The organism is Syntrophobacter fumaroxidans MPOB, from assembly GCF_000014965.1.
Taxonomy (GTDB): domain Bacteria; phylum Desulfobacterota; class Syntrophobacteria; order Syntrophobacterales; family Syntrophobacteraceae; genus Syntrophobacter; species Syntrophobacter fumaroxidans.
Genome location: NC_008554.1, coordinates 2,075,899 through 2,099,546, shown reverse-complemented (window position 1 = coordinate 2,099,546; position 23,648 = coordinate 2,075,899). Strand labels below are relative to the sequence as shown.

At 59.9% G+C, this 23,648-nt stretch carries 18 protein-coding genes; 4 read left to right on the top strand and 14 right to left on the bottom strand.

Translation table 11 applies throughout. The annotated features are described in order from the left end of the window. Positions 1-64: 64 nt before the first annotated feature. From SFUM_RS08865 to trxA, 9 genes are all read right to left on the bottom strand, one after another. On the bottom strand, positions 65-2,605 hold the full coding sequence (locus SFUM_RS08865) for a DNA internalization-related competence protein ComEC/Rec2 (protein ID WP_011698573.1): 2,541 nt from the start codon (positions 2,603-2,605) through the stop codon (positions 65-67). 203 nt (positions 2,606-2,808) lie between these two features. After that, entirely contained in the window at positions 2,809-4,065 is a 1,257-nt protein-coding gene (gene murA, locus SFUM_RS08860) for a UDP-N-acetylglucosamine 1-carboxyvinyltransferase (RefSeq protein WP_011698572.1), read from the bottom strand. A 3-nt stretch (positions 4,066-4,068) separates the two neighbouring features. Continuing rightward, positions 4,069-4,989, bottom strand: coding sequence for a peptide chain release factor N(5)-glutamine methyltransferase (gene prmC / locus SFUM_RS08855; RefSeq protein WP_208597129.1), 921 nt, complete (start codon positions 4,987-4,989; stop codon positions 4,069-4,071). Further along, positions 4,979-6,046, bottom strand: coding sequence for a peptide chain release factor 1 (prfA, locus tag SFUM_RS08850; RefSeq protein ID WP_011698570.1), 1,068 nt, complete (start codon positions 6,044-6,046; stop codon positions 4,979-4,981). Before prfA ends, prmC begins: the two co-directional genes overlap by 11 nt. A gap of 395 nt (positions 6,047-6,441) precedes the next feature. Then, positions 6,442-6,672 (bottom strand): 50S ribosomal protein L31, encoded by a 231-nt coding sequence (rpmE, locus tag SFUM_RS08845; protein WP_011698569.1) that lies wholly within the window; start codon positions 6,670-6,672, stop codon positions 6,442-6,444. A 271-nt stretch (positions 6,673-6,943) separates the two neighbouring features. Continuing rightward, positions 6,944-8,191: a transcription termination factor Rho gene (gene rho / locus SFUM_RS08840; protein ID WP_041442153.1), complete on the bottom strand. Its 1,248-nt coding sequence runs from the start codon at positions 8,189-8,191 to the stop codon at positions 6,944-6,946. Between the two features lie 410 nt (positions 8,192-8,601). Beyond that, positions 8,602-9,378, bottom strand: a complete 777-nt coding sequence (locus tag SFUM_RS21660; protein WP_011698567.1) for an outer membrane protein assembly factor BamD — start codon at positions 9,376-9,378, stop codon at positions 8,602-8,604. A 28-nt stretch (positions 9,379-9,406) separates the two neighbouring features. Beyond that, positions 9,407-10,342 carry a thioredoxin-disulfide reductase gene (gene trxB, locus SFUM_RS08830; protein ID WP_011698566.1) on the bottom strand — a complete coding sequence of 312 codons (936 nt, stop codon included), beginning with the start codon at positions 10,340-10,342 and terminating at the stop codon, positions 9,407-9,409. A gap of 95 nt (positions 10,343-10,437) precedes the next feature. Then, positions 10,438-10,770: a thioredoxin gene (trxA, locus tag SFUM_RS08825; protein ID WP_011698565.1), complete on the bottom strand. Its 333-nt coding sequence runs from the start codon at positions 10,768-10,770 to the stop codon at positions 10,438-10,440. Positions 10,771-10,995: 225 nt separating this feature from the next. Between trxA and radA the strand changes: the two genes are divergently transcribed. Beyond that, positions 10,996-12,357 carry a DNA repair protein RadA gene (gene radA, locus SFUM_RS08820; protein WP_011698564.1) on the top strand — a complete coding sequence of 454 codons (1,362 nt, stop codon included), beginning with the start codon at positions 10,996-10,998 and terminating at the stop codon, positions 12,355-12,357. Between the two features lie 44 nt (positions 12,358-12,401). On the opposite strand, the gene mtnA is transcribed toward radA, so the two are convergent. Beyond that, a complete protein-coding gene (mtnA, locus tag SFUM_RS08815) occupies positions 12,402-13,451 on the bottom strand; it encodes an S-methyl-5-thioribose-1-phosphate isomerase (protein WP_011698563.1) in 1,050 nt (349 codons plus the stop codon). Between the two features lie 173 nt (positions 13,452-13,624). Continuing rightward, on the bottom strand, positions 13,625-15,055 hold the full coding sequence (gene gatB, locus SFUM_RS08810; RefSeq protein ID WP_011698562.1) for an Asp-tRNA(Asn)/Glu-tRNA(Gln) amidotransferase subunit GatB: 1,431 nt from the start codon (positions 15,053-15,055) through the stop codon (positions 13,625-13,627). 563 nt (positions 15,056-15,618) lie between these two features. Between gatB and sucC the strand changes: the two genes are divergently transcribed. Together sucC and sucD are read left to right on the top strand one after the other, a co-directional pair. Further along, complete coding sequence (sucC, locus tag SFUM_RS08800) at positions 15,619-16,785, top strand: ADP-forming succinate--CoA ligase subunit beta (protein WP_011698560.1); 1,167 nt, start codon at positions 15,619-15,621, stop codon at positions 16,783-16,785. Positions 16,786-16,799: 14 nt separating this feature from the next. Beyond that, a complete protein-coding gene (gene sucD, locus SFUM_RS08795) occupies positions 16,800-17,681 on the top strand; it encodes a succinate--CoA ligase subunit alpha (protein ID WP_011698559.1) in 882 nt (293 codons plus the stop codon). Here the strand turns inward: sucD and SFUM_RS08790 are convergent. After that, entirely contained in the window at positions 17,676-18,041 is a 366-nt protein-coding gene (locus SFUM_RS08790) for a winged helix-turn-helix domain-containing protein (protein ID WP_208597128.1), read from the bottom strand. The genes sucD and SFUM_RS08790 overlap by 6 nt on opposite strands. Before the next feature lie 337 nt (positions 18,042-18,378). Here SFUM_RS08790 and SFUM_RS08785 point away from each other — a divergent pair, with 337 nt between their 5' ends. After that, complete coding sequence (locus SFUM_RS08785; RefSeq protein ID WP_011698557.1) at positions 18,379-19,653, top strand: molybdopterin molybdotransferase MoeA; 1,275 nt, start codon at positions 18,379-18,381, stop codon at positions 19,651-19,653. A gap of 31 nt (positions 19,654-19,684) precedes the next feature. On the opposite strand, the gene SFUM_RS08780 is transcribed toward SFUM_RS08785, so the two are convergent. Next, complete coding sequence (locus SFUM_RS08780; RefSeq protein WP_041440198.1) at positions 19,685-20,308, bottom strand: UpxY family transcription antiterminator; 624 nt, start codon at positions 20,306-20,308, stop codon at positions 19,685-19,687. A gap of 244 nt (positions 20,309-20,552) precedes the next feature. Beyond that, positions 20,553-23,474, bottom strand: coding sequence for a DEAD/DEAH box helicase (locus SFUM_RS08775; protein ID WP_011698555.1), 2,922 nt, complete (start codon positions 23,472-23,474; stop codon positions 20,553-20,555). Positions 23,475-23,648: the final 174 nt, after the last annotated feature.

Below are 23,648 nucleotides of genomic sequence, written 5' to 3'. Positions count from 1 at the left end.
TTCTCCCGGCTTGGTCGCCGGACAATTCCGTCTGTTGTGCCGGACGGTGATGCTTGCGCTTCGTTCAGTATCCGCCGGAGAGCGACGATCCTCCGGAACTGCCCATGAACGTCGAGAATTCCCAGCGGGTTCCGTCCGAAACCGCATGCACCGCGCCGTGCCGGTCGGTCCGGTAGACGGCCACTCCGTGCTTCCGGTACGTCTCGAGAACCGCGGGGGAGGGAAATCCGAACCGGTTGTCGGCCCCGCACGAAACGACGACCGCCCGAGGTTTCAATCGTTCCACCATGAAGGGACTGTTCGAACGGTCGCTGCCGTGGTGCGGAGATCCCAGTACCACGTTCCCCCAGGCGGTGCCGGTCCCGAAAATCACCCGTTCCACCGACTGACCGATGTCTCCGGGCAAAATGACTCCCGTTTCGCCATAGTCGATCTTCAATACGAGCGAAGCATTGTTTATATCCCCATTCCACTCAGTTTCAAGATATTTTTGACTGGGGTGAAGGAGCTTGACGCGGCAGCGCCCGATGGCGCATTCCCCGGGGATTTCGTGCGTGAGCCGGACGGGGATGCCGCGCAACGCGGCGATCGTCTCGATGGATTCCCGGTCGCCCGGCCGGCACGCGAGGGCGCCGGTCCACAGACAGCCCACCTCGAACCGCTGCATGACGAAGCGAAGCCCGTTGCGATGGTCCGGATGATCGTGGGACAGCACCACGTAGTCCAGTCTGCGGATGCCGCTCCGCCACAGGAAGGGGGCCACCACCGCGCGGCCGATGTCGTAGGAATCGTCGAAGAAACCGCCACCGTCGACGAGCATGGCTGCACCGTCGGGAAATCGAACCAGGGTGGAGGTGCCCTGTCCCACATCGATGAAATCCACCAGCAGATGATCCCGCTGATCCTCGGCGGTACGCCAATGGGCAACGGCGGAATCCGCCGCCATAAAAAGCGCGAGGGCGCACAACGCGGCGCCCTTCCGCTTCCGGTGCCACGGGCTCAGCAGAACGAACAGTGCCAGGTAACACGCGGCCATGCCGAGCAACGAAAAAGGGCCCACATGGAAGTACGCCCAGGAAAGGTCGCTGAACCATCGGATGAGGTGATGCGCCAGGGTCACCCACCAGGCCCCGAATTGCAGCAGGAGCGCGGCGAGGGATTCGTTGAACGCCAGCAGTCCCAGCCCGAGCAGGCCGGACGGGAGCACCAGGAACCCGACCAGGGGCACCAGGATGATGTTGGCAATGAATCCGGCCAGGGAAAAACCCTGGAAGTAAAAGACCGTGAGCGGGAGAACCAGGATGTTGACCGCCACCGAAACGTGGAAGGCCTCCTCGAAGGGTCGTGTGATCTTTCCGGCCATGCGGTCGCCGCCGAACACGGGGTGGATCGCGGCCAGCCGGCAGCGCTGCAGTCTCGGGTAGATGACAAACAGCGCCACCATGCACGCATAGGTGAGTTGGAAGGAAACCTGCCAGAGAACGGCGGGGTCGATGACCAGGATGATCAGTGCCGTCGCGGCCAGGATGGTGAGAGAATCCGCATGCCGGTAGCAAAAGGAGGCCCACAGACCGAGTGTGAGCATCAAGAGGGAGCGCCAGATCGGGGGCACGCCGAATCCCGCGAGGAAAGCGTAAAGCAAAGCCGCCGCCAGGGCGGGCCAGAGGGCGAGTTGTTTGTCGCTCAGACGGTGAAGCGCGGCGGGGCAAAGACGCCGGATAAACTTCCGGCAAATCCAGAAGGTGAACATGCTGACCAGACCGAGATGCATTCCCGAAATCGAAAGGAGGTGAGTGATCCCCACCCGGTTCAAATCTTCTTTCCAATCAGCGGAAATCAACTGCTGGTAACCGAGCAGCAGGGCCGCATAGAACGCGGCCGTGTCGGGATCGAAGTGCTTGCGAAGCCAGAACAGGCTTTCCTGCCTGAACCGGTCCACCGTGCTTCTTACCGCCCGGAAGACGGAGCAGCCCGGGAGCCCGTTCCCGGGCGCAAGCCGAACCAGGAAACGATCGTCAGGGGACCCGGCCCGCGCGTGGATTCCGCGCTCCGCCTGCCTCATGACATAGTCATACCCGCCGGGATTGTTGAAATTGTGAAAGCGCCTGAGCGTGAGGCGCGCCAGCACGCGATCGCCCGGGACCCATGCCGCGCGTTCCACGCCGGTTCGAGCCACGGAGAGGAGCACTCCTGCGTCGAGCGGAACGTTTTCATCATCGAGCAAGGCCGAGCGCAGCCTCAGGGTGAGCCGGATCTTGTCCGGGAAAAAATCGGGAGGCGATGCAATGTCGGCGATGAACAACGTATGGGGACGATCCAGTACCCGCTCCAATCCCGGCGGACAGGGGACAAGGGGGGCGGCGACGCGCGCGAGGGCGAAACCCAGGGCAAGAAACAACACCAGGGAGACCGGCACCGATGCGCGTGAGCGCTCCCGGGATTTCGAACAGAGAAAGGCAAGACAGAGGAGAAGCAAGGCGGGGAAACCGATAATGAACGCCGAGGGCAACGAAAGGGGGCAGACACGCTCCGCGGCGATGCCCAGCGCAAAGAACACCGTGAGCCACAACAGGGGGCGGGTCGGGCGGACCGGCTCACGGCTCATCGGTCGATGCACACCCGGGATCGTGAATCACGGGAACGCTGCATGGCGCCTGCCTCAATGCAGAGGGTATTCCGTCACCGCGTGCGCGCGCGTGACCGCACGGCCTATCCGCACGGTTCGTCGTGCCCGCTCGGTCGCGGCGGTTCGCGCGAAGGGGGGGATTTCACCGGACATCCGGTGTCTTGCGCCATGAACGGGAACCTTCAGCTCCCGTTGACCTGACGCCGGATCCTGGCTCCCACCGCGGAGAGCTTGCCGTCCATGTCCTCGTATCCCCGCTCCAGGTGATAGATTCGCGTGATTTCCGTGACGCCCGTCGCCGCCAGCGCCGCAAGCACCAGCGACGCGGAAGCGCGCAGGTCGGTGGCCATCACCGGGGCGCCCGACAGGTGGGAGACTCCGCACACCCGCGCGTTTCTGCCGTCCAGTTCGATGTCGGCTCCCAGCCTCTTGAGCTCCAGGACATGCATGAACCTGTTCTCGAAGATTTGCTCCGTGATCAGGCTGACACCGTTTCCCAGAGTCATGAGCGACATGAACTGGGCCTGCATGTCGGTGGGAAAAGCCGGATAGGGCCATGTCTTGATGTCCACGCTCCGGATCGGACCGTTGCTCTGAACGTCCACGATGCCCTCGCCGGTTTCGATGGTCAGGCCGGCGGCCCGCAGCTTCTGAATGACGGCTTCGAGATGCGCCGGTTCACAGTTGGTCAGCCGCAAACACCCGCCCGTAATCCCCGCCGCCGCGATATAGGTCCCGGCTTCGATGCGATCCGGAATCACTCTGAATGTCGAGGGGGTGAGCTCTTCCACCCCGTCAACAACGATCTCGGAAGACCCGTCGCCTTCAATTCTTGCTCCCATTTTTCGCAGATAGTCCGCCAGAGCCACGACTTCCGGCTCGCGGGCCGTATTCTTCAGAATGGTCCGGCCTCGAGCGAGCGTTGCCGCCATCATGAGATTCTCGGTTCCGGTCACGGTCACGAGATCGAAGATGATGGTCGCGCCCCGGAGCCGGTCCGCCCTGGCGACGACATAACCGTGCTCCAGTTCGATGTCCGCCCCCATCTCTTGCAGGCCGCTGAGGTGAAGGTTGATGGGGCGGGCTCCGATGGCACACCCGCCGGGAAGGGACACTCGGGCGAAGCCGTGGCGGGCCAGCATGGGTCCAAGAACCAAAACGGAAGCGCGCATGGTCTTGACCAGGCGATAAGGCGCCTCCAGCGCACGAATGTTGCCGGAATCAATGTTCAGCGTCGCGCCGTGCTCGCTCGACGCCCCCATGTGTCCGAGGAGATTGCACATGGTGTGAATGTCTCTGAGCCGAGGGACGTTGGTGAAGGAATGCTTGCCGCACGCCAGAAGGGAAGCCGCCATGAGGGGGAGGGCGGCGTTCTTGGCTCCGCTGATGGAGACCTCTCCCCGCAGGGGGACGCCGCCCTCGATCACGAGTTTATCCATATCTCACCCGTTCGCTCTACAGTGCATCACTCTCAAAACGCCAGAATAATCCCTGATAAAGCCGCAGGTGTCAATGCGAGAATTATCGGGCACCAGGGGAAGCATTTCGTCCTGTCCCTTGCCGATTTCGATGAGCAGGGACCCTCCGGGTTTGAGAAAAAAGGGGGCTTCGGCCAGGATTTTCCGGATGACGTCGAGTCCGTCGACTCCGCCGCGCAGGGCCTCCACGGGCTCGTGTTCGGCGATCTCGCGAGGGAGCGCGGCGAATTCGAAGTCGCCGATATAAGGTGGGTTGGCGACGATAAGATCGAAAACGGGGACGGCCGGCAGGAAAGCGCTGAACAGGTCCATGGCCGCCAGCCAAACCCGGTCTTCCACCTTGTGCCGAACGGCATTGCGCCTGGCAATCTCCAGCGCTCCGGGGGATCTGTCGGTGGCCACGACGGTGAGGTCTTTGCGTTCCGTAGCCAGTGATACGGCGATGGCGCCGGACCCGGTGCCGATGTCCAAAACCCGTGCCCGCGTGCCGGGCAGCAGCTCCAGCGCCTTTTCGACGAGCACTTCGGTCTCCGGCCGGGGAATCAATACCGCCGGTCCGACTTCCAATTCCAGGGACCAGAACTCCTGGCGCCCCGTGATGTATTGAGTGGGCTCGCAGGAGGCTCGACGCCTGATCGCTTCACGGTACCGGGCGAGCTCGGCGGAGCCGAGGGGCTGGTCATAGCGGAGGTAGAGCTGAATGCGTTCGGTGTCAAGCACATGGGCCAGGAGCACTTCGGCGTTTGCCCTGGGCTGGTCGATTCCCTTGCGGCTGAAAAAGCCCGTGGTCCATTGGAGCACCTTCAGGATGGTCCAGGTTTCGTCCATCATGCCGCAGTCCTGGACGATGCCGACGCCCGTGCCGTACCGGCCGTCACTCTTCACGCCTGAGGGCTTCCGCCTGGAAATGAGTGCTCAACGGGTCGATGATTTCATCCAGCGCCCCGCCCAGGATGATGTCCAGCTTGTAAAGGGTAAGGTTGATCCGGTGGTCGGACACACGATTCTGCGGAAAGTTGTAAGTGCGGATGCGTTCGCTGCGGTCCCCCGTTCCCACTTGACTCTTGCGATCCCGGGCGATGCGGGCCTCCTGTTCGCTCTGCATCTGATCGAGCAGGCGGGCTCGAAGCACCTTGAGCGCCTTGGCCTTGTTCTTGTGCTGCGATTTCTCATCCTGGCAGATCACCACCAGGCCTGAGGGAATGTGCGTGACACGAACCGCGGAGTCCGTCGTGTTGACGCTCTGGCCCCCGGGGCCGGATGAGCGGAACACATCCACCCGCAGATCGTTGGGGTCGATGTAGACGTCCACTTCTTCGGCTTCGGGCAGCACCGCCACCGTGACCGCGGAGGTGTGGATTCGACCCTGGCTTTCGGTGACCGGGACTCTCTGCACCCGGTGAACCCCGCGTTCGAACTTCAGACGGCTGTAAGCGCCCTGTCCGTTGACCGCGGCGATCACTTCCTTGAGGCCTCCGATGCCTGTCTGATGGCTGTCGAGTATTTCCACCTTCCAGCGGCGCAACTCGGCGTAGCGGGTATACATCCGGAACAAATCGGAAACGAACAGGGCCGCTTCTTCACCGCCGGTTCCAGCCCGGATCTCGAGAATCACGTTCTTGTCGTCATTGGGATCCCTGGGCGCAAGCATGAGCTTGAGACCGTTTTCGGTGTCCTCGATCTGCCTCTTCAGCTCGGCGATCTCCTGCCGGAACAGCTCACGCATCTCCGGGTCGGTTTCCTGTTCGAGGAGTTGCTGGTTGTCGAGGAGTTGTCGATGGAGGCCCTTGTAAAGTCCGTAAGCTTCCACAATCGGAGCGATCTCGGCATGTTCCCTGGCGATCTTCTGGTATTCTTTCTGATTTGCCAACAGTTCGGGATTACTGAGGTCTTCCTCGAGCTTGCGGAACTTTTGAGCGACACTTTCCAAACGGTCGAACATAATCACGGCCTGCGACAATGACGCGGTGTCCGTTGTCTGATACCGGGTTGCGTTCAAGATGAGTGCATTGGGCGGGAGGGCGTAAAGCCCTTCCCTTGTATGTCTGCCCGGCACATCGGTCCGTGGCAAGGGGCGGGGTTTATCCCGCCCGCGGCACCTCCCGCCGGGCAGGTATTGCATAATCTTGAACGCACCTCAGAATGAAATCGGTCCGTCCCAATACAAAAGCCAATCGACCCCCCTTGCCCGAACAGGGCAAGCGATCCGGGAAGGCGTCCCACAGGAAAGGGCCGGCCATCCACGGCGTGGAGCGCCGAATTGGCGAGATGAAGTCCGTGGACCTCGAGAAGCGGAAAATCGACCGTCCCGCGCGGCGCGAGCGGTCGCGATACACGTTATTCGGTTGATTCCGGAGTTTCCTTCTTTTGGAACTTTTCGTATTTGCGGCGGAATCTTTCGATTCGCCCCGCGGAATCGACCAGTTTCTGTTTGCCGGTGTAGAACGGATGGCACTTGGAACAGATTTCGACCCGGATCTCCTTTTTTGTGGAACCCGTGGGAATTTCCGCCCCGCATGCGCATCGAATCACCGTTTCATGGTATACCGGATGTATGCCTTCCTTCATCGGGAATCTTCCTCCTTAAGGGAATTGCAGAACTCTGCAAACCATGTAGTATAATCTGATTGCGGATTTATTCAAGCAGATTGTTGCACTGCCCGGCAGGTCAAAAGGCGTGTGCTCACTCTCGATTGGAAGCCCCATCGGGACCGCCGCCGTACTCCGGGTCCTCCCCGCGGGATGACGGACCCGGAGCAGAGCGCAAGAGTGCGGCCTTCCCGACCCGGGGAGACCGGGCCGGGCCGACTGAATGAGGTCATGCTTTTCCCCAGGGGCATCAGCGGTTCATTGAAGCCAGAAAATCCGCGTTGTTCTTGGTCCCCTGCATCTTGTCCAGCAGAAACTCCATGGCGTCGATAGGGTTCAGGGGGGACAGGAGCTTGCGCAGGATCCAGATTCGGTTCAGGTCGTCGGAAGGCAACAGGAGCTCTTCCTTGCGGGTCCCGGACTTGTTGATGTCGATGGCCGGGAAGATGCGGCGGTCGGCCAGCTTGCGGTCGAGCACGATCTCCATGTTGCCGGTGCCCTTGAATTCTTCGAAAATCACTTCGTCCATTCGGCTGCCGGTGTCGATGAGGGCCGTGGCGATGATGGTGAGGCTGCCTCCCTGTTCCACGTTGCGTGCCGCTCCGAAGAAGCGTTTCGGCCGGTGGAGCGCGTTCGAATCGAGACCTCCGGAAAGGATCTTCCCGCTCGGCGGGACAACGCTGTTGTACGCGCGAGCCAGCCTCGTGATGCTGTCCAGCAGAATGACCACGTCGCGCTTGTGTTCGACCAGGCGCTTGGCCTTCTCGCTCACCATTTCGGCCACCTGCACGTGTCGCTGGGGCGGTTCGTCGAAGGTGGAACTGACCACCTCGGCGCGCACGTTGCGCTGCATGTCCGTCACTTCCTCAGGGCGCTCATCGATGAGCAGCACGATGAGATAGGCTTCCTTGTGATTGACGGTGACGGCGTTGGCGATGTTTTGCAGCAGCATGGTTTTACCGGTTCGCGGCTGCGCGACAATCAGGCCGCGCTGTCCGAAACCGATGGGAGTCAGCAGGTCCATGACCCGAGTGGACAGGTTGTCGGCGATGCTTTCCAGCCTGACGCGGCGATCCGGGTAAAGCGGGGTGAGGTTGTCGAAGAGGATTTTGTCCCGCGCGACATCCGGATCCTCGTAGTTGACGGCCTCCACCTTGAGCAAGGCAAAATAGCGTTCGTTGTCCTTGGGGGGGCGAATTTGCCCGGAAACGCTGTCGCCCGTCCGCAGGTTGAAACGTCGGATTTGGGACGGCGAAACATAGATGTCGTCGGGACCGGGCAGGTAGTTGTAGTTCTGGCTCCTCAAGAAACCGAACCCGTCCGGAAGGATTTCCAGCACGCCTTCCCCGTAGATCAATCCACTCATCTCGGCCTGGGCCTGCAGCAGAGCGAAGATCAGTTCCTGCTTGCGCATGGAACTCGCTCCCTCTATGTTCAGCGCCTTGGCAATCGTCATCAGTTCCCTGATGTTCTTGCTTTTCAGCTCGACCAGGTTCATCTCGTTGCGATCGCGCGCGTCCTGATCTTTCTGGTGAGTGTCCGGGGTCGATACATCGTTCATCATCGTTCTCCGTTGTTTATGGTTTCCAACTTCCATGCTTGCGTTGGCATGTGGTCGTATCCGGCTCAATGGAATTCGCACGGGTCATGGCGATGCTTCGGGATTGGGATGCGACATTAAAACCGAAGAAGCAGGTCCGGTCGATGGCTCAAATGCTTGAAGGTTCTACCGGCTGGCCGGGGGGAGGCACCCTCCCGGGGCGGACCCCGGAGAAATTCCTCCAGGTGACTCCAAGCATGCAGAAAACGTCTCCCGTTTGTCAACCAATAAATCGTGTTTTGGCAGGGTTCCCGATGAACCCCTCCGTTCCAAGGAAGGACATGTCTCAAGAGAGTCGATTGCGAGGACTAAAAGCCCAACCGTGTCCAGACGCTTGGCTTCTTTTCTCCCTTAGCGCACTCCCGCTCGCTCTTGGCAAGCATCTTATCGATGTCTTTCTGGAGTCCCAACTCCTTCGCCGCCGTGGAGTACTTTTCGTTGATTGTCCGCAGCCTGGCCCGGGTGGCGAAGTACTCACCCATGCGGTAATACAGGGACGCCACGTTGAATTCATGGGCCGCCGCCCGCTTCTGGCACTCGAAGAGCTGTTTCTGAGCGCGCCTGGCGTAATCGGACTGCGGAAACATCTGGACCACCCGCTGAAAAGCCTCTATTGCGGCCTGAGTCTCTTCCGGATCGCGGTCCGTCGTCGTGAACGTCAGGAAGTGGCTCATTCCGATCTGGTAGAGGACATAAGGCACGACTTCATTCCTGGGGTGCAAGCGGGCAAACTCCTCGTAGGCTATCGCCGCCTCGCTGTACTTCTTATCGTGGAAAAGGGCATCCCCGATTTTGAGCTCCGCCAGGATCGCGTACTTGCTGTAAGGATAATGCTCTTTCAGCTTTCGAAAAGCCTTGAGGGCATCGTCGTAATCCTTTTTCTGCATTTTCTGCATGCCTTCCACTGCAAGCTGCTCGGCGGTCTTGTCCACCGTGCTCGAGCTCTTCTTCCCGCCGAGGAGATCCCCGAAGTAAAACTCCCCGAGGAATGTGCCGCAGCCACCGGTGACCAGCACAAGCGACAGGAGTGGAACGAATGCAGCAAATCGGTAGACCTTCCGTATCTTCTCCAGGCCGATCCGCATGAAATGTCCTCAATGATTGTGGTGGAATCTAAAGATGACTTTCGATGTGGCGCCCGGCGTTGAACGCCGCGGTGGCCCCATCCCCCACCGCCGTCACGATCTGACGGAGCTCCTTCACTCGCACATCGCCGGCTGCAAAAACACCCGGCACCGATGTCTTCATCTCCTGATCGGTACGAATGAACCCGAACACGTCACGGTCCACTTCCGTGGGCACAAAACCGGAATTCGGCTGAATTCCGACAAAAATGAAGACCCCGTTCACGGGGAGTTCGTCGATTTTGGTGCCCTTGGCTTCCCGGATCGTCAAGCGGTCCACGCCCTGTTCGCCGCTTCCCTTGATCTCCGTGACGACGCTGCTAAGAATAAAGGAAATCCTGTCATTTTGTAAAGCACGTTCCTGTATGATGCGCGTTGCCCGCAGTTGGTCCCTGCGATGGATCACGTGCACGCGACTGGCAAACTTGGTCAGGTAGATGGCTTCTTCGATGGCCGTATCTCCGCCGCCCACCACCGCCACTTCCTGATTCCGGTAAAAAGGCGCGTCGCATACCGCGCAGTAGGACACTCCGCGCCCCGTGTACTCACTCTCGCCGCGGACCCCCAGTTTGTTCGGGGATGCTCCCGAGGCGATGACGACGGTTTTCGCAAGCAACTCCGCGTCGGCAAGCCTGACGACCTTTATGGGCTCGTCAACCAGGAGATCCGTCACCTCGGCATTGCGGGTGACCAGACCGAATTTGAGCGCCTGGGCGCTGATGAGCTCCGACAAGCCGAAGGCTCCGATGCCCTCCGGAAACCCCGGATAATTGTCCACTTTCTCGTAAGTGAGCAGCTGCCCCCCGAAGCCCATCCGTTCAAGCAAAATGACCTTCAGCCGTGCTCTTGCGGCATACAGGCCCGCCGTAAGTCCGGCAGGCCCGCCGCCAATGATCGCTATGTCGTAGATGTCATTCATTTTCATGCTTGAAAGAACGGTTTTCTGACAGGGGAGAAAACACTGCAGGGAACCTGAATGAAACCGCGCCTATCGGTCCGGGCCCATCGGCATCATCCGGCTTAGCCGACGGCCTTGTCGATGGCGGCAGTGATCTGGGACTTTGCCACGGCCCCCGTGATCTGCTCGCTGACATTCCCGCCCTTGAAAATGATCAAGGTCGGGATGGCTCGAATGCCATACCTGCTGGGCGTTTTCGGATTGTCATCAACGTTGCACTTGGCCACCTTCAGCCTGGCCTCGTAATCTCCGGACAATTCTTCGATAACAGGAGCAATGGCCCGGCACGGACCGCACCACGGAGCCCAGAAATCCACCAGCACCGGCACATCGGATTGCAGGACTTCCTGGTCGAAGCTGCCGTCCGTGACCTCGATGATATTTTTACCCGCCATCAGAAACACTCCTCTCCTTCTAAGGGAACTTACCAGCTCACGGTAAGGAAAAGCTTGGTCCATCAATGGACACAGAATATAAAACACTATTTTCAACTTTGTCAATTGAACATTCCGGGGCGAATCGGGATGCGGTTCCCAGTTTGCCCGCCCCTCGGCCGTGGAATGGTGTATAGTGTAGTGAATACGAACACAAAGGATACTCATCGTTCAGCAGGGAGGCATATGGGGGGTCTCAAGACGATCTATCGATGTCAGCAGTGCGGCTACGTGAGCCCGAAATGGCTGGGCCGTTGTCCCGAGTGCCGGAGTTGGCAGAGTCTGGTGGAGGAGGTCACGCATAAGGCTTCAGGGCGGTTGGAGCCCCATGGGCAAGCGGCTCGTCCCCTGCCCCTGGCGGAAATTCCGATGGAGTCGGAAGCACGGTTCACCACAGGCATCGGTGAGTGGGACCGAGTGCTGGGAGGAGGGCTGGTCAGCGGGTCCCTCATTCTGCTGGCAGGCGACCCCGGCATCGGGAAATCCACGCTCCTGCTCCAGGCGCTTGCCCTCATGTCGCAAAAGAAAAAGGTCCTCTACGTCTCCGGTGAAGAGAGCCCGCAACAACTGAAACTGCGGGCCGCACGGCTGAGAATCGAATCCGGAGGACTGCTCATCTTTTCCGAAACCTCCCTGGAGGCCGTCCTTGACGTCATCGACCACTCGCATCCGCAGATCCTGGCGGTGGATTCCATTCAGACCATGCACACCATGGGGCTCGAGGTCGCTCCGGGTTCCATAAGCCAGGTCCGGGAATGTGCGTTGCGGCTGATGCGCGCCGCAAAAGACGGCAACATCAGTATCTTCCTGGTCGGCCACGTCACCAAGGAAGGCTCCATCGCCGGTCCCCGAGCCCTCGAACACCTTGTGGACACCGTTCTCTACCTTGAAGGGGATCGCACGCATACGTTCCGGCTGTTGCGAGCGGTCAAGAACCGATATGGATCAACCAACGAGGTCGGTGTGTTCGAAATGAAGGAGGCGGGATTGGAGGAAGTGCCGAATCCTTCTCAATTCCTTCTTGCGGAACGGCCCACGGGTGTATCCGGATCGGTGGTGGTGTGTTCGATGGAGGGCACCCGCCCCTTGCTGGTGGAGCTGCAGGCGCTGGTCGGCGCCACCGGATGGACCCAGCCCCGGCGGACCAGCATGGGAATCGATACCAACCGGGTTTCCCTCCTGCTGGCGGTGCTCGAAAAGAAGCTCGGGTTCAATTTCGGTCAACAGGATGTTTTCGTGAACGTGGCGGGAGGTGTCCGCCTGCAGGAACCGGCCGCCGACCTCGCCCTGACGACGGCGCTGATGAGCTCTTACCTCGACCGGCCGTTGCCCCAGGAACTGGCGGTGTGGGGCGAGGTCGGACTGGCGGGGGAAGTGCGCGGCGTGGGGCATGGCGCGGCCCGGGCCATGGAAGCGGCAAAACTCGGGTTTACGCGCTGTCTCATGCCGGGCAGCAATGCCGAACGGCTTTCACCGGATGCGGGTGTCGTCTACATGGGCGCTCGTTCGCTACAGGACGTTCTGCGGATGCTGTTTGACGGCACATAGCGTGCCGCGGGCAGGCCCGGCCGCAAGCGGTGCACGGTTCGGGGTCATGCCTTGAGCGCCTGGCGGATCGCTCTGCCGAAGGGCTTCGAAAGGATGCCGACTTCCGTGATGATCCCCGTGATGTACTTGTTCGGGGTCACGTCGAATGCCGCATTCAAAGCGGCGGCTCCTTGCGGGGCGACTCGGCGGCCGTTGAAGTGCGTGACTTCCTTCGGAGCCCGTTGTTCGATGGGGATTCCGTCGCCGTCCGGGAGCGAGGCATCGATGGTGGAACGAGGGGCGGCCACGTAGAAGGGAATGCCGTGCGTGCAGGCCAGCACGGCCGCCATGTAGGTTCCGATCTTGTTGGCGGTGTCTCCGTTGGCGGCGATCCGGTCCGCGCCCACCACAACCACGTCGATCATCCCCCGGCTCATGAGGCTGCCGATCGAGTTGTCGGTGATCAGCGTGACGGGGATTCCCGCCTTCATCAGCTCGTACACCGTCAGGCGGGCTCCCTGCAAAAAAGGACGGGTCTCGCATGAAAACACTCGAATTCCGGGATCCGCGTCGAAAGCCGCGCGGATGACTCCCACGGCCGTGCCATAGTCCGCCGTGGCCAGGGCTCCCGCGTTGCAGTAGGTCATGATGCCGGCGCCTCGCGGAATGACGGTCTTGCCCCATGAGCCGATGGCGACGTTGCCGGCGACATCTTCGGCGAGGATCAGGTCGGCCTCCCGGCGAATGAGCTCGTGAAGCCGGGGAACGTCGGCATCCCGGTTGCCTTCCACCAGGGCATGAATGCGATCCACCGCCCAGCCCAGGTTCCGGCCGGTGGGACGGGCCGTCCTCACCTGGCGGCACAGCCGGGCGAACTTGCTTTTGAACGTCCGGGCATCGGCGGCCTGAATCAGAACCGCCCCGAGAGCCAGCGCCATGGCCCCGGCCACGCCGACCGCGGGCGCTCCCCGGATCGCCATGTTCTTTATCGCCGCCACCACCTGCTTCGGAGAAGTGCAACGAATCACCGCCTCACGCTGGGGAAGCAGTCGCTGATCCAGGATCGCAACCGCGTCCCCGTCCCAGTAAATCGGGGGTAACCACTGTTGGGGCATACTGAACCGACTCCCGTCATGATGAGCTGAATGTCAAGATAGAAAAAACACCACTCGCCGGCAAGGGGCCGGCACGTTTTCGCGCCTGGTCGAAGGCCTCCCGGTCGATCGCCGTTTGCTGGAATCACAGGGCAAATGCGAACGGTTGCGGCAGGCGTCTCCGGAGTTGGAACCTAGCCGGAGAGCTTGCCGCGCAGAATGTCGTTGACCAGCTTGGGATTGGCTTTCCCTTTGGATTTTCGCATGACCTGACCGACGAAGAACCCGAAAAGCTTCTCCTTTCCGGCCCGGTACTGTTCGACCTCAGAGGGATTCTCGGCGAGGACTTCAGCCACGATCGCCTCGATCGCGCCTTCATCCTTTACCTGGACCAGGCCCTTTTCCTCGACGACGGCCCCGGCCTTGCGCCCTGTGGAGTACATTTCCAGGAAAACAGTCTTGGCGATCTTGCCGCTCACGACTCCCTTTTCGATCAACTGCAGCAGATCCGCGAGGTTTTCCGGCGGAACCGGACATTCCTCGATCTCTCTCTCGTCACGTTTCAACTCGCGCAGCAACTCGGACATCATCCAGTTGCTGACAATCTTGGGTTGTGGAAAGGCCGCGACGACCGATTCGAAATACACGGACAGCGCTTTGGAGGAAGTGAGAACCCGGGCGTCATGGGACGGCAGGCCGTATTCCCCCATGAACCGCTCCCGCCTGGCGTCCGGGAGCTCGGGGAGGGAGGCCCGGACCTGTTCGATCCATGCCTCGTCCACAACGACGGGCACGAGGTCCGGATCCGGAAAGTAGCGGTAGTCGTGGGCCTCTTCCTTGCCCCGCATGCTCAGGGTGATGCTGCGGTTGGCATCCCACAGGCGGGTTTCCTGCACGATGGGTTCACCCCGTTCAAGAAGCGCCCGTTGTCGTCGGATTTCAAAATCCAGGGCCCGCTGTACGTTGCGGAAGGAATTCATGTTTTTGAGCTCGGTCTTGACGCCCAGTTCCTCGGCTCCGACGGGGCGCAGCGAGATGTTCGCGTCACACCGGAGGCTTCCTTCCTCCATGTTTCCGTCGCAGATTTCCAGGAAACGCAGGATCTCGCGGACCGATTTCAGGTAGGAAACCGCATCTTCCGAGCTGCGGAGGTCGGGTTCGCTCACGATTTCGATCAGGGGCACTCCCGTGCGGTTGAAGTCCACGTAGCTCACGGGCTTGTTGTCGTCGTGAATGAGCTTGCCCGCATCCTCCTCCATGTGGATCCGGTGGATTCTGATCCGCTTGGGCCCGTTCCCGCTCTCGATTTCAATCCAACCGTTGCGGGCCAGCGGCAGTTCGTACTGGGATATCTGGTAACCCTTGGGCAGATCCGGGTAGAAATAGTTTTTCCGCGCGAACTGACCGTACGGGGCAATTTCGCAATGGGCGGCAAGCGCCATTCTCAGACTGAATTCGACCACATCGCGGTTGAGCACGGGGAGCACCCCCGGCATACCCAGGCAAACGGGGCAGGTCAAGGTATTGGGGCTCGCACCGAAGGTGGTCGAGCAGCCGCAGAAGATTTTGCTCCGAGTGGAAAGCTGTGCGTGAATTTCCAGTCCGATGACGACTTCATATTCCATTGATGAACTCCATGTCCGGGCACGATGATCCGAGTCCGATTTCCTTTACCATAATCTCGGGCATTATTCACCGTGCATTTTGCGTTTCCGCAGGCATGAGGTCCGCGCTGCCGGTGCCGGAGACGACGGACCGCTTGCCGTCGGGTTTGAAACCGCGGAAGATTCCTGTCGGCATGCCCTCCAGGGAAGGTTCACGACCGCGAGGGGGACTTTCCTTCCAAACGAGGTCGGCCGGGCGGAAGTTGTGAAAAAAGAGCCAAGAGTTTCGAGGCAAACGCGATGCCTTCGCGGGGAGTGGCGGGGCAGTTGCCGGGCCTGTCCGCAAAACTTTTGGGACAAGATGCCCATGTTGTGCCATTATCGAAATTGCTTTCGGTCCGCGTTCGGTTGAGTCCGGGCGCAGAGTTTGTTCAAAACTTTACAAACAACGTTTGACATTGTGAGATCTTTCATCTAGGAATAGAGGTTATTCGAGATCAGCAGATGATTTTTGGGTGAGGGCTCTCGTTGGTGAGACATGATCTGCACTGGATTGAGTTGTTTCGGGGATAGCGAGGAGAAAAATGAAAATTCACGAGTATCAAGCCAAACAGTTGTTCCAGAAGTACGGAGTCCCCATTCCTCGTGGGAAAGCGGCTTTCACCGTTGAGGAAGCGAAGGCGGTCGGCGCTGAATTGGGAACGTTTCCGGTGGTAGTGAAGGCCCAAATCCACGCGGGTGGACGCGGTAAGGGCGGTGGTGTAAAGCTGGCGAAGAGTGCCGCCGAAGTCGATCAGTATGCGAAGGGCATTCTGGGCATGACTTTGGTGACGCATCAGACCGGCCCGGAAGGCCGCCTTGTGAAGAAGCTCCTGGTGGAAGAAGGTTTGCCCATCGAGAAGGAGCTCTACCTCAGCGTCCTCCCCGACAGGGGAACCTCGAAAATCGTGTTCATGGCAAGCGAAGCCGGTGGTATGGACATTGAAGAAGTCGCCGCCAAGACGCCCGAGAAGATCATCAAGGTTTTCATCGATCCGCTGCTGGGCTTCAAGGGTTTCCACGCCAACGAGCTTGCCTACGGGTTGAATTTGAAACCCGAACTGATCAAGCAGTTCAACGCGATGGTCGCCGCGCTCTACAAGCTGTGCACGGACTATGACTGTTCGCTGGTGGAAATCAACCCGCTCGTCCTGACATCGGACAACAGGGTCATCGCCCTGGACGGGAAGATCAACTTTGACGACAACGCCATGTATCGCCACAAGGATATCCAGGAATACAGAGACCTCGACGAAGAGGATCCGTTCGAGATCGAGGCGTCGAAGTTTGAGCTCAACTACATCAAGATGCCGGGTGGGAATATCGGCAACATGGTGAACGGCGCCGGTCTGGCCATGGCGACCATGGACATCATCCAGCAAGCCGGTGCGGCCCCCGCGAACTTCCTGGACGTCGGCGGCGGTGCCAGCGCCGAGCAGGTGGAGAACGGATTCCGGATCATTCTCGCCGATCCTGCGGTCAAGGGTGTGCTCATCAATATTTTCGGCGGCATCCTTCGGTGCGACAGGCTGGCCAACGGGGTTGTGGAAGCGGCCAAGAAAGTGGGCATCAGGGTTCCCGTGGTCATTCGCATGGAAGGGACCAACGTTGAGCAAGGTCGGGAGATCCTGGCAAAATCCGGGTTGAACCTCATCAATGCCAAAGATGTCGCAGACGCCGCCCAAAAGATTGCAGCGGTTGCCAAAGGGTAGAAGGGGGAAATCAGATGAGCATTTGGGTGGACAAAAACACGAGGCTGTTGGTTCAGGGTATTACGGGTCGCGAGGGCCAGTTCCATACCATCAATTGCAAAGCCTATGGTACGAACGTGGTCGCGGGTGTTACCCCCGGTAAAGGCGGGCAGGCGGTCGAGGGCATCCCGGTTTTCAACACGGTGGCAAAGGCCGTGAAGGAGACCAAGGCCAATGCGGCCATGGTGTTCGTGCCGCCTCCATTTTGCGCCGACGCGATTCTGGAAGCCATCGAGGCCGGCATTCCCCTGATCGTGGCCATCACCGAAGGTATTCCGGTTATGGACATGATGAAGGTGAAAAATTACCTGAAGTCGAGCAAGAGCCGCCTGATCGGGCCCAACTGCCCGGGGATCATCACCCCCGGCCAGTGCAAAATCGGCATCCAGCCGGGCCACATCCATACGCCCGGTCCCGTCGGCATCGTCTCCCGCTCCGGAACCTTGACCTATGAAGCCGTGCACCAGATCGGAAAAGTGGGCATCGGACAGAGCACGGTTATCGGGATCGGCGGAGACCCGGTGAACGGCACCAACTTTATTGACTGCCTCGACGCATTCCAGAAGGATCCTCAGACGAAGGCCATCATTATGGTCGGTGAAATCGGGGGTTCCGCGGAAGAAGACGCGGCGGATTTCATCAAGAAGAACGTGACCAAGCCGGTGATCGGTTTCATCGCTGGTCTGACGGCACCTCCGGGACGCAGAATGGGCCATGCGGGCGCCATCATCAGCGGTTCCAGCGGAACGGCCCAGGGCAAGATCAAAGCCATGCGCGCGGCGGGCATCACGGTTGTGGAAAGCCTCGGCGACATGGGACAAATCGCCAAGGAGGCGTTCAAGAAGGTCCTGTCATAATCCGTCGATGAAGAGGTCCTGAAAGAGGGTATCAGCCGCTGTTTCGGTCAACGTCTGAAGATGCCGAAACCGTTCCACGAGAGCCTTTCCAAGGGGGGTGAGCTCAGAGCCGCCCCCCTTGGTTCCTCCCACCTTTCGCGTCAGCAGGGGCCTGCCAAGCCGATCCTCCGTCGCTTTGATCTTTCCCCAGACCGCCCGGTAACTCATGTTGAGCGTCTTGGCCGCCAGGTGTATGGAACCCTGCTCCTCGACCGCCCTCAAAATGCGCAGGCGGCCGGCCCCAAAGACAACTCCGCCGTCTTCATCCGCGATCCATATCTTGGAGCGAATGGTCAATCTTCCCGGACTCTTCTTCGCCAAGGTGCTCTCCATTCTCCGGTCTCACCATTGTTGCCGACGGTCGTCAACCTTTTCCGGCATCGGTTGCGTTCCGTCGAAGTTCACCCGTCATCCCCCCGGAAACAGCCGCAATGAAGTCCAACCCATTTCGGTTTTCCCCTCGTAGAAGCATCTTCCCGTCCCGCCGCTTCCTTGTGCCCGTTTCCATGTTGGATTATAGTGCCATGTGAAATGCCTTCCCAAGGAGTTTTTTCGCGTCGAACACAACCGAACCGGTCCTCCAAAGGCAAATGTCCGGTGCAGCTTCGGTTTCGGCTTCGATTCCGGGGCATGCCGCGGCAAGATTGACAGGTGTAATATGGCGGGAAAAACCGTGTCGAAGTTTCTCAAGGTGAAATCGTCCGACGAGGTGCTTGCGCTGATCGATCGGCTGCATCCGTTGCCGGCGGTGGAGGTGGAGTTGGCTGCGGCGTGCGGCGAAGTGCTGGCCCTGTCCGTCGTCGCTCCGGAGTCCGTCCCCCACTTCTCCAGAGCCACCATGGACGGCTATGCCGTGCGCGCCCGGGATACTTTCGGGGCATCGGAAACGCTGCCCGCTTTTCTTGAAACGGCGGGGGAGATCAAGATGGGGGAAACGGTCACCCGAAGGTTGGAGCCGGGGACGGCGATCGGCGTACCGACCGGCGGCATGCTCCCCGAAGGGGCCGATGCGGTGGTGATGGTGGAGTACACATACCCCCTCGACGATAAGACCATCGAAGTCACCAGGCCGGTGGCTCCCGGCGACAATCTGCTCCGGGAAGGTGAAGACATATCCGTCGGGCGGGAGTTGTTTCCCGGCGGATGGAGGCTGCGGCCCCAGGACGTCGGAGTGCTGGCCGCACTGGGCGTCACCCGCGTGGCCGTCCGGCGGCGGCCTCGAGTCGCCGTCATCTCGACCGGCGATGAAGTTGTGCCCGTCGGGGCATCGCCGGTTCCGCCCGGAAAGATTCGCGACATCAACAGCTTCACCCTGGCGGCGCAGGTGGAGGAGGCCGGCGGGGTGATCGGCCTGCGGAAGGTCATCGCGGATGATCTCGCACTATTGACCGATGTGTGCCGGCAGGCACTGGAGGATCACGACGTGATCATGCTTTCCGGGGGCAGTTCCGTGGGCGTGCGGGACTATACGTTGAGCATTCTCGAACACTTGCACGACAGTGAGTTGCTGGCGCACGGCGTGGCGGTCCGTCCGGGCAAGCCCACCATCCTCGCGCGGGTCGGTGAAAAGGTATTCTGGGGACTTCCAGGTCAGCCCGTATCGGCGATGATGATCTGCAGGGCCTTCGTTTTGCCGTCATTGGAGCGTCTGCAGGGCAGAACCTCGAAGCATGCCGCATTCGCGGTCAACCAACTGAATGCCGTGCTCGCCCGAAAAGTCCCGTCCGTCCATGGGCGAACGGATTACGTGCCGGTCCTGCTCTCCAGCGCCCATGGCCGGTTGAGCGCGGAACCCGTGTTCGGGAAATCGGCGATGATCAGCACTCTGGCCGCTGCCGACGGGTACATCATCGTTCCGGAGCACGTGGAAGGCCTCGATCAGGGAACCGATGTGCTGGTCTGTCTTTTCTCCGGTCCCGGAAAGGCCGGTTGATCGTTGCCCGGTAAACGCGGAGGCAGGGGAGTCACGATACAGGCGAGGTGCCCGGGGGCGGAATCGTGGCTTCCACATCCTCGACGTCAAGCTCCACGCTCACCGACTGCCTGATGCAATCCACACTCACCACTAATCTGCCCTTTTTCGGGGCGTGTCGCTTCAGAATTCCAACACAACCGCTCAGCGGACCCCGGATGACCCGGACCCACTCCCCTTCTTTCAGATAGGGATGCAAATCGAGCGATTTGGAAGAATTCAGGATAGTCTGCAGGTTCTCGATTTGATAGACCGGGATGGGCAAAGGCCCCTCGGAGTTCTTGAGAATACTCAACGCACCCGGAGTCTTGAGAATGTTCACGTTGGTGTAATTGTCGAGGACGGTGTGCACGAACACGTATCCGGGGAAAAGCGGCAGGGTTATCCTCTTTCGCCTGTCCAGCCGCTTGCTCCAGCACTCCATCAGCGGCAGGAAGCAGTCGATGGATTTCTGATCGAGTCTCCGGACGACTTCCTTCTCGTGTTTCACCTGGACGTAAAGCGCGAACCAGGATTTCGTATCGCCGCACAATTTCGGAAAAATCAGTGGACTACATGCCTCTTCAGGCAGGGTGCAGGAATTCGAGGGCCATTTCTTGCATCTGGAGTCCTTCATGAAACCGCCTTCCATGCACCCGGAGGATACCCTGCGTCAGTCATCGCGAAGATCGACGGGAGCCGAACCCACGAGCGGCAACGAGGCGCATCGTCCAAAGACCCTGAGGGCGAAAGTGATTCGGTCACGATTCGCGTCATCTTATACCACAGGCCACAGTGAAAGCAAGCACCCGTCACGGTCGGAAAACGGAACCGACAGCGTGCACAATCTGTTGAAACTTAAGAATTCCAGAGAGTTGAATTCACTTCTTCACGAGCGCGTCCAGGCTCCATGGCGTGGGAATTCGAAGCAACCTGTTTCTGCGATCGGTGTAAAGGAGGTAGCCGTTTTCGAGAGCAAAGCGGAAGAGATCACGTGTCAGCAGGACATCCATTTTGCAGTATTCGATGAGCGAATCCCACCGGTTTTGCCGGTACCATTCGACAGCCTGCACCCCGTCGGAGATTTTGGGCCGGCCGAGGGTTTTCTCGGCCAGATGCCCGAGACTCAAACGGAACCCCAGCCGCTCATGGATATCCCGCAGGAGATCGAACGTGGGCAGGCGGTTCAGGTCCACTGTTGTGTAAGCCTTCAAGACGGCATAGTCAAATTGAGCGATATTGAATCCGACCACGAGATCCAGTTCAGTCAGGCGTTTCACGAGCTCGGGAACCTCGTTTTCCCTAAAGACGTGAACAGTGTCCGGGGGTGTTTCCAGAAGGACGGCCACGGAGACTTTCATGAGATGCTTGTTCTGCCATCCGCCCACCTCGTCGGCCAGCCGCTGCGTTTCGAGGTCGAAGAACCCGATGCGGTATTCGGGAACCGCGGCAGGCGCGGGTGGGTTGGAGGCTGCAACGGGGATGTTCTCCGGATCGATCGCCGGGACCTTCTCGGCAAGGTTCAGCTCGCCGAGAAGGTATCGCAGGAGGAGGTGCGCGGCCTTCTTGTCCAGGGGCTTGTTGCCGGAGCCGCATTTGGGAGAATGGATGCATCCGGGGCACCCGTCGGTGCAATCGCAGGACGCGATGAGCTCCTTCGTTTTGAGCAGCAGGTCCCCGATGATCTCGTATCCTCTGGCGGCGAGGCCGATTCCGCCCGGATAGCCGTCGTAAATGAAGACGGCGCCCTTTTCAATCTGCGGATGCAGCGGAATCGATATCCCGCCGATGTCGTTTCGATCGCACAGGGCGAACAGGGGGAACATGCTGATGGCGGCATGTTCAAGGGCATGGATGCCGCCCATGAAATGGAGGTTGGCGGCCTGGATGTTTTTTGCCAGCAGGGGTTCGATTTCGATCCAGAATCCCACGGTCTCGAACGTTTGCGGCGGCAAGTCCAAAGGATCGGACCCAAGAAGCTCCTGCGTGAAGAGCTTTCTCTTCTCGTAGCCCAGGATGTTTTCCGTGACCCTGAGGCGCCCGAGTCGAACGATGAAGTTTCCGACCGGTTTGGATGCGAAGACTTCCAGAATTTCAGTTTCCTTCTCGCTTTTGACCCGGGTGAAATAGGGCACGTTGCAGGCGGAAACCTGGATGGTGCGTTTTTCCAAGTCCAGTCGCTCCACCTGGTAGGTTTCCCCGCGATGAAGATAGATGGCGCCCGGATGGCATTCCTTCAGAGCTCGGATGCCTTCGTTCTTCCCGAGCGGAAGCTTGCGGTCCGAGTCCGATTCCATGAAGATGGCGTAAGATGGTCCGACCGAACGGATATCCACCGTTCGGTGGGGGTTGAGCGCGGCGGATAGCCATTGTTCGCCGTCGGCGGCCCTGAGGAGCCTCGCCGATTCGGTCAATTCGCTCACGACGCGGGTCAGGACCGGGTCCGCGTCGACCTCGCGCTGTAGAATCGGAAGCTCGGCCGCCGCACACGGCAAGTGCGTTTTGAGAATTTCCTCGTTCATGGGATCCGTGACCGCCAGCTCATACCCGCTGTTCAGAAAATCCTGGGGATGATGAACGATATACTGGTCCAGGGCATCCGGTTGCGGGAGCAGGACGATGGCCGATTCCCGCCCGCTGCGGCCGACGCGCCCGCCTCTTTGCCAGGTCGTCATGACGGTTCCCGGATAACCGACGAGGATGCACAGGTCCAACCCTCCGATATCGATCCCCATTTCCAGCGCGCTCGTGGAAATCACCGCGTCCAGGGCGCCGCCGGACAGCTTCTGTTCGATGATCCGGCGCTCCTCGGGCAAAAAGCCCGCCCGGTAGGAACTGACCCTCTTGCGCAACTGAGGAGCCATCCGGAGGACGCTCATGTGCACCAGTTCGGTGAGCCTGCGGGATCGGGTGAACGCGATGGTTTTCAGCCCCGTTCGGGCCGCATGCGCGATGAGTCGGGCGGCGCTGCTCGATACCGGCGCGGCGGCGATTTCCTCGGGTTCGAGGAAAACGAAGTGACGCTTCGCCTGGGGAGACCCGTTTTCGACAACCACGTCGATATCGTCTTCCGGAGCACCGATGAGTTGTCCGGCGAGTTGGCGCGGATTGGATATCGTCGCGGACAACAGGATGAATTGAGGATGGGTTCCGTAGTATTCGCAAATACGCCTCAACCTGCGGAAAATCTGGGAGACATGACTTCCGAACACCCCCCTGTAGGTGTGCATCTCATCGATGACCACGAACCGCAGGTCTTTCCAGAAATTCTCCCATTTGCCGTGGAAGGGGAGCAGAGCGTAATGCATCATATCGGGGTTTGTGAGCAGGACATGCGGGAGGTGCTGGCGGACCTTGGTCCTCTGGTACGGAGTCGTGTCGCCGTCATAGACCGCTGTCCGAAAGCGCATTCCCGCGCCGGCCTGGGCCGACATTTCGAAGAAATTCTCCAGGGTTGCCAGTTGGTCGCGGCTGAGCGCCTTGATCGGGAAAAGATACAGCGCCCGCTGTTCGTGGTTCTCGGAAAGGCCCTCAGTGACGGCTAGATTGTAAATAAGGGATTTCCCGCTGGAGGTGGGGGTGGCGACGACAATGTTTCGCCCCGCCCGTATCATCTCCAGCGCCTCGGTCTGATGCGCGTACAGGGCGGATATCCCCATGCGTGTCAGGGATTCCTCGAGGGCTTGGGGCAGAGGCGGGCGCAGCGTCCCGAAAACGGGTTCCTTTTCCGGAAGGACGGCATGATGCTTGACCTTGAAACCGGGCCACCTCTGGTTCAGAAGGGCATTCAGGAATCGCTGCATTCGAAAGCTCCGGATTTGGCCGCCGGGAAGTCACGGAACATCGTCGTGTCGAGAAACCGCACCGGTTTCGGATCAACATTAACCCATGCGGGGTAGAGGAGCAAGGGGCAGCAGGGGCCGTAAGGGGATATCCGATGCGTGGTGCTCGAGAAGGGCCGGATTTTCAGGGAGAAA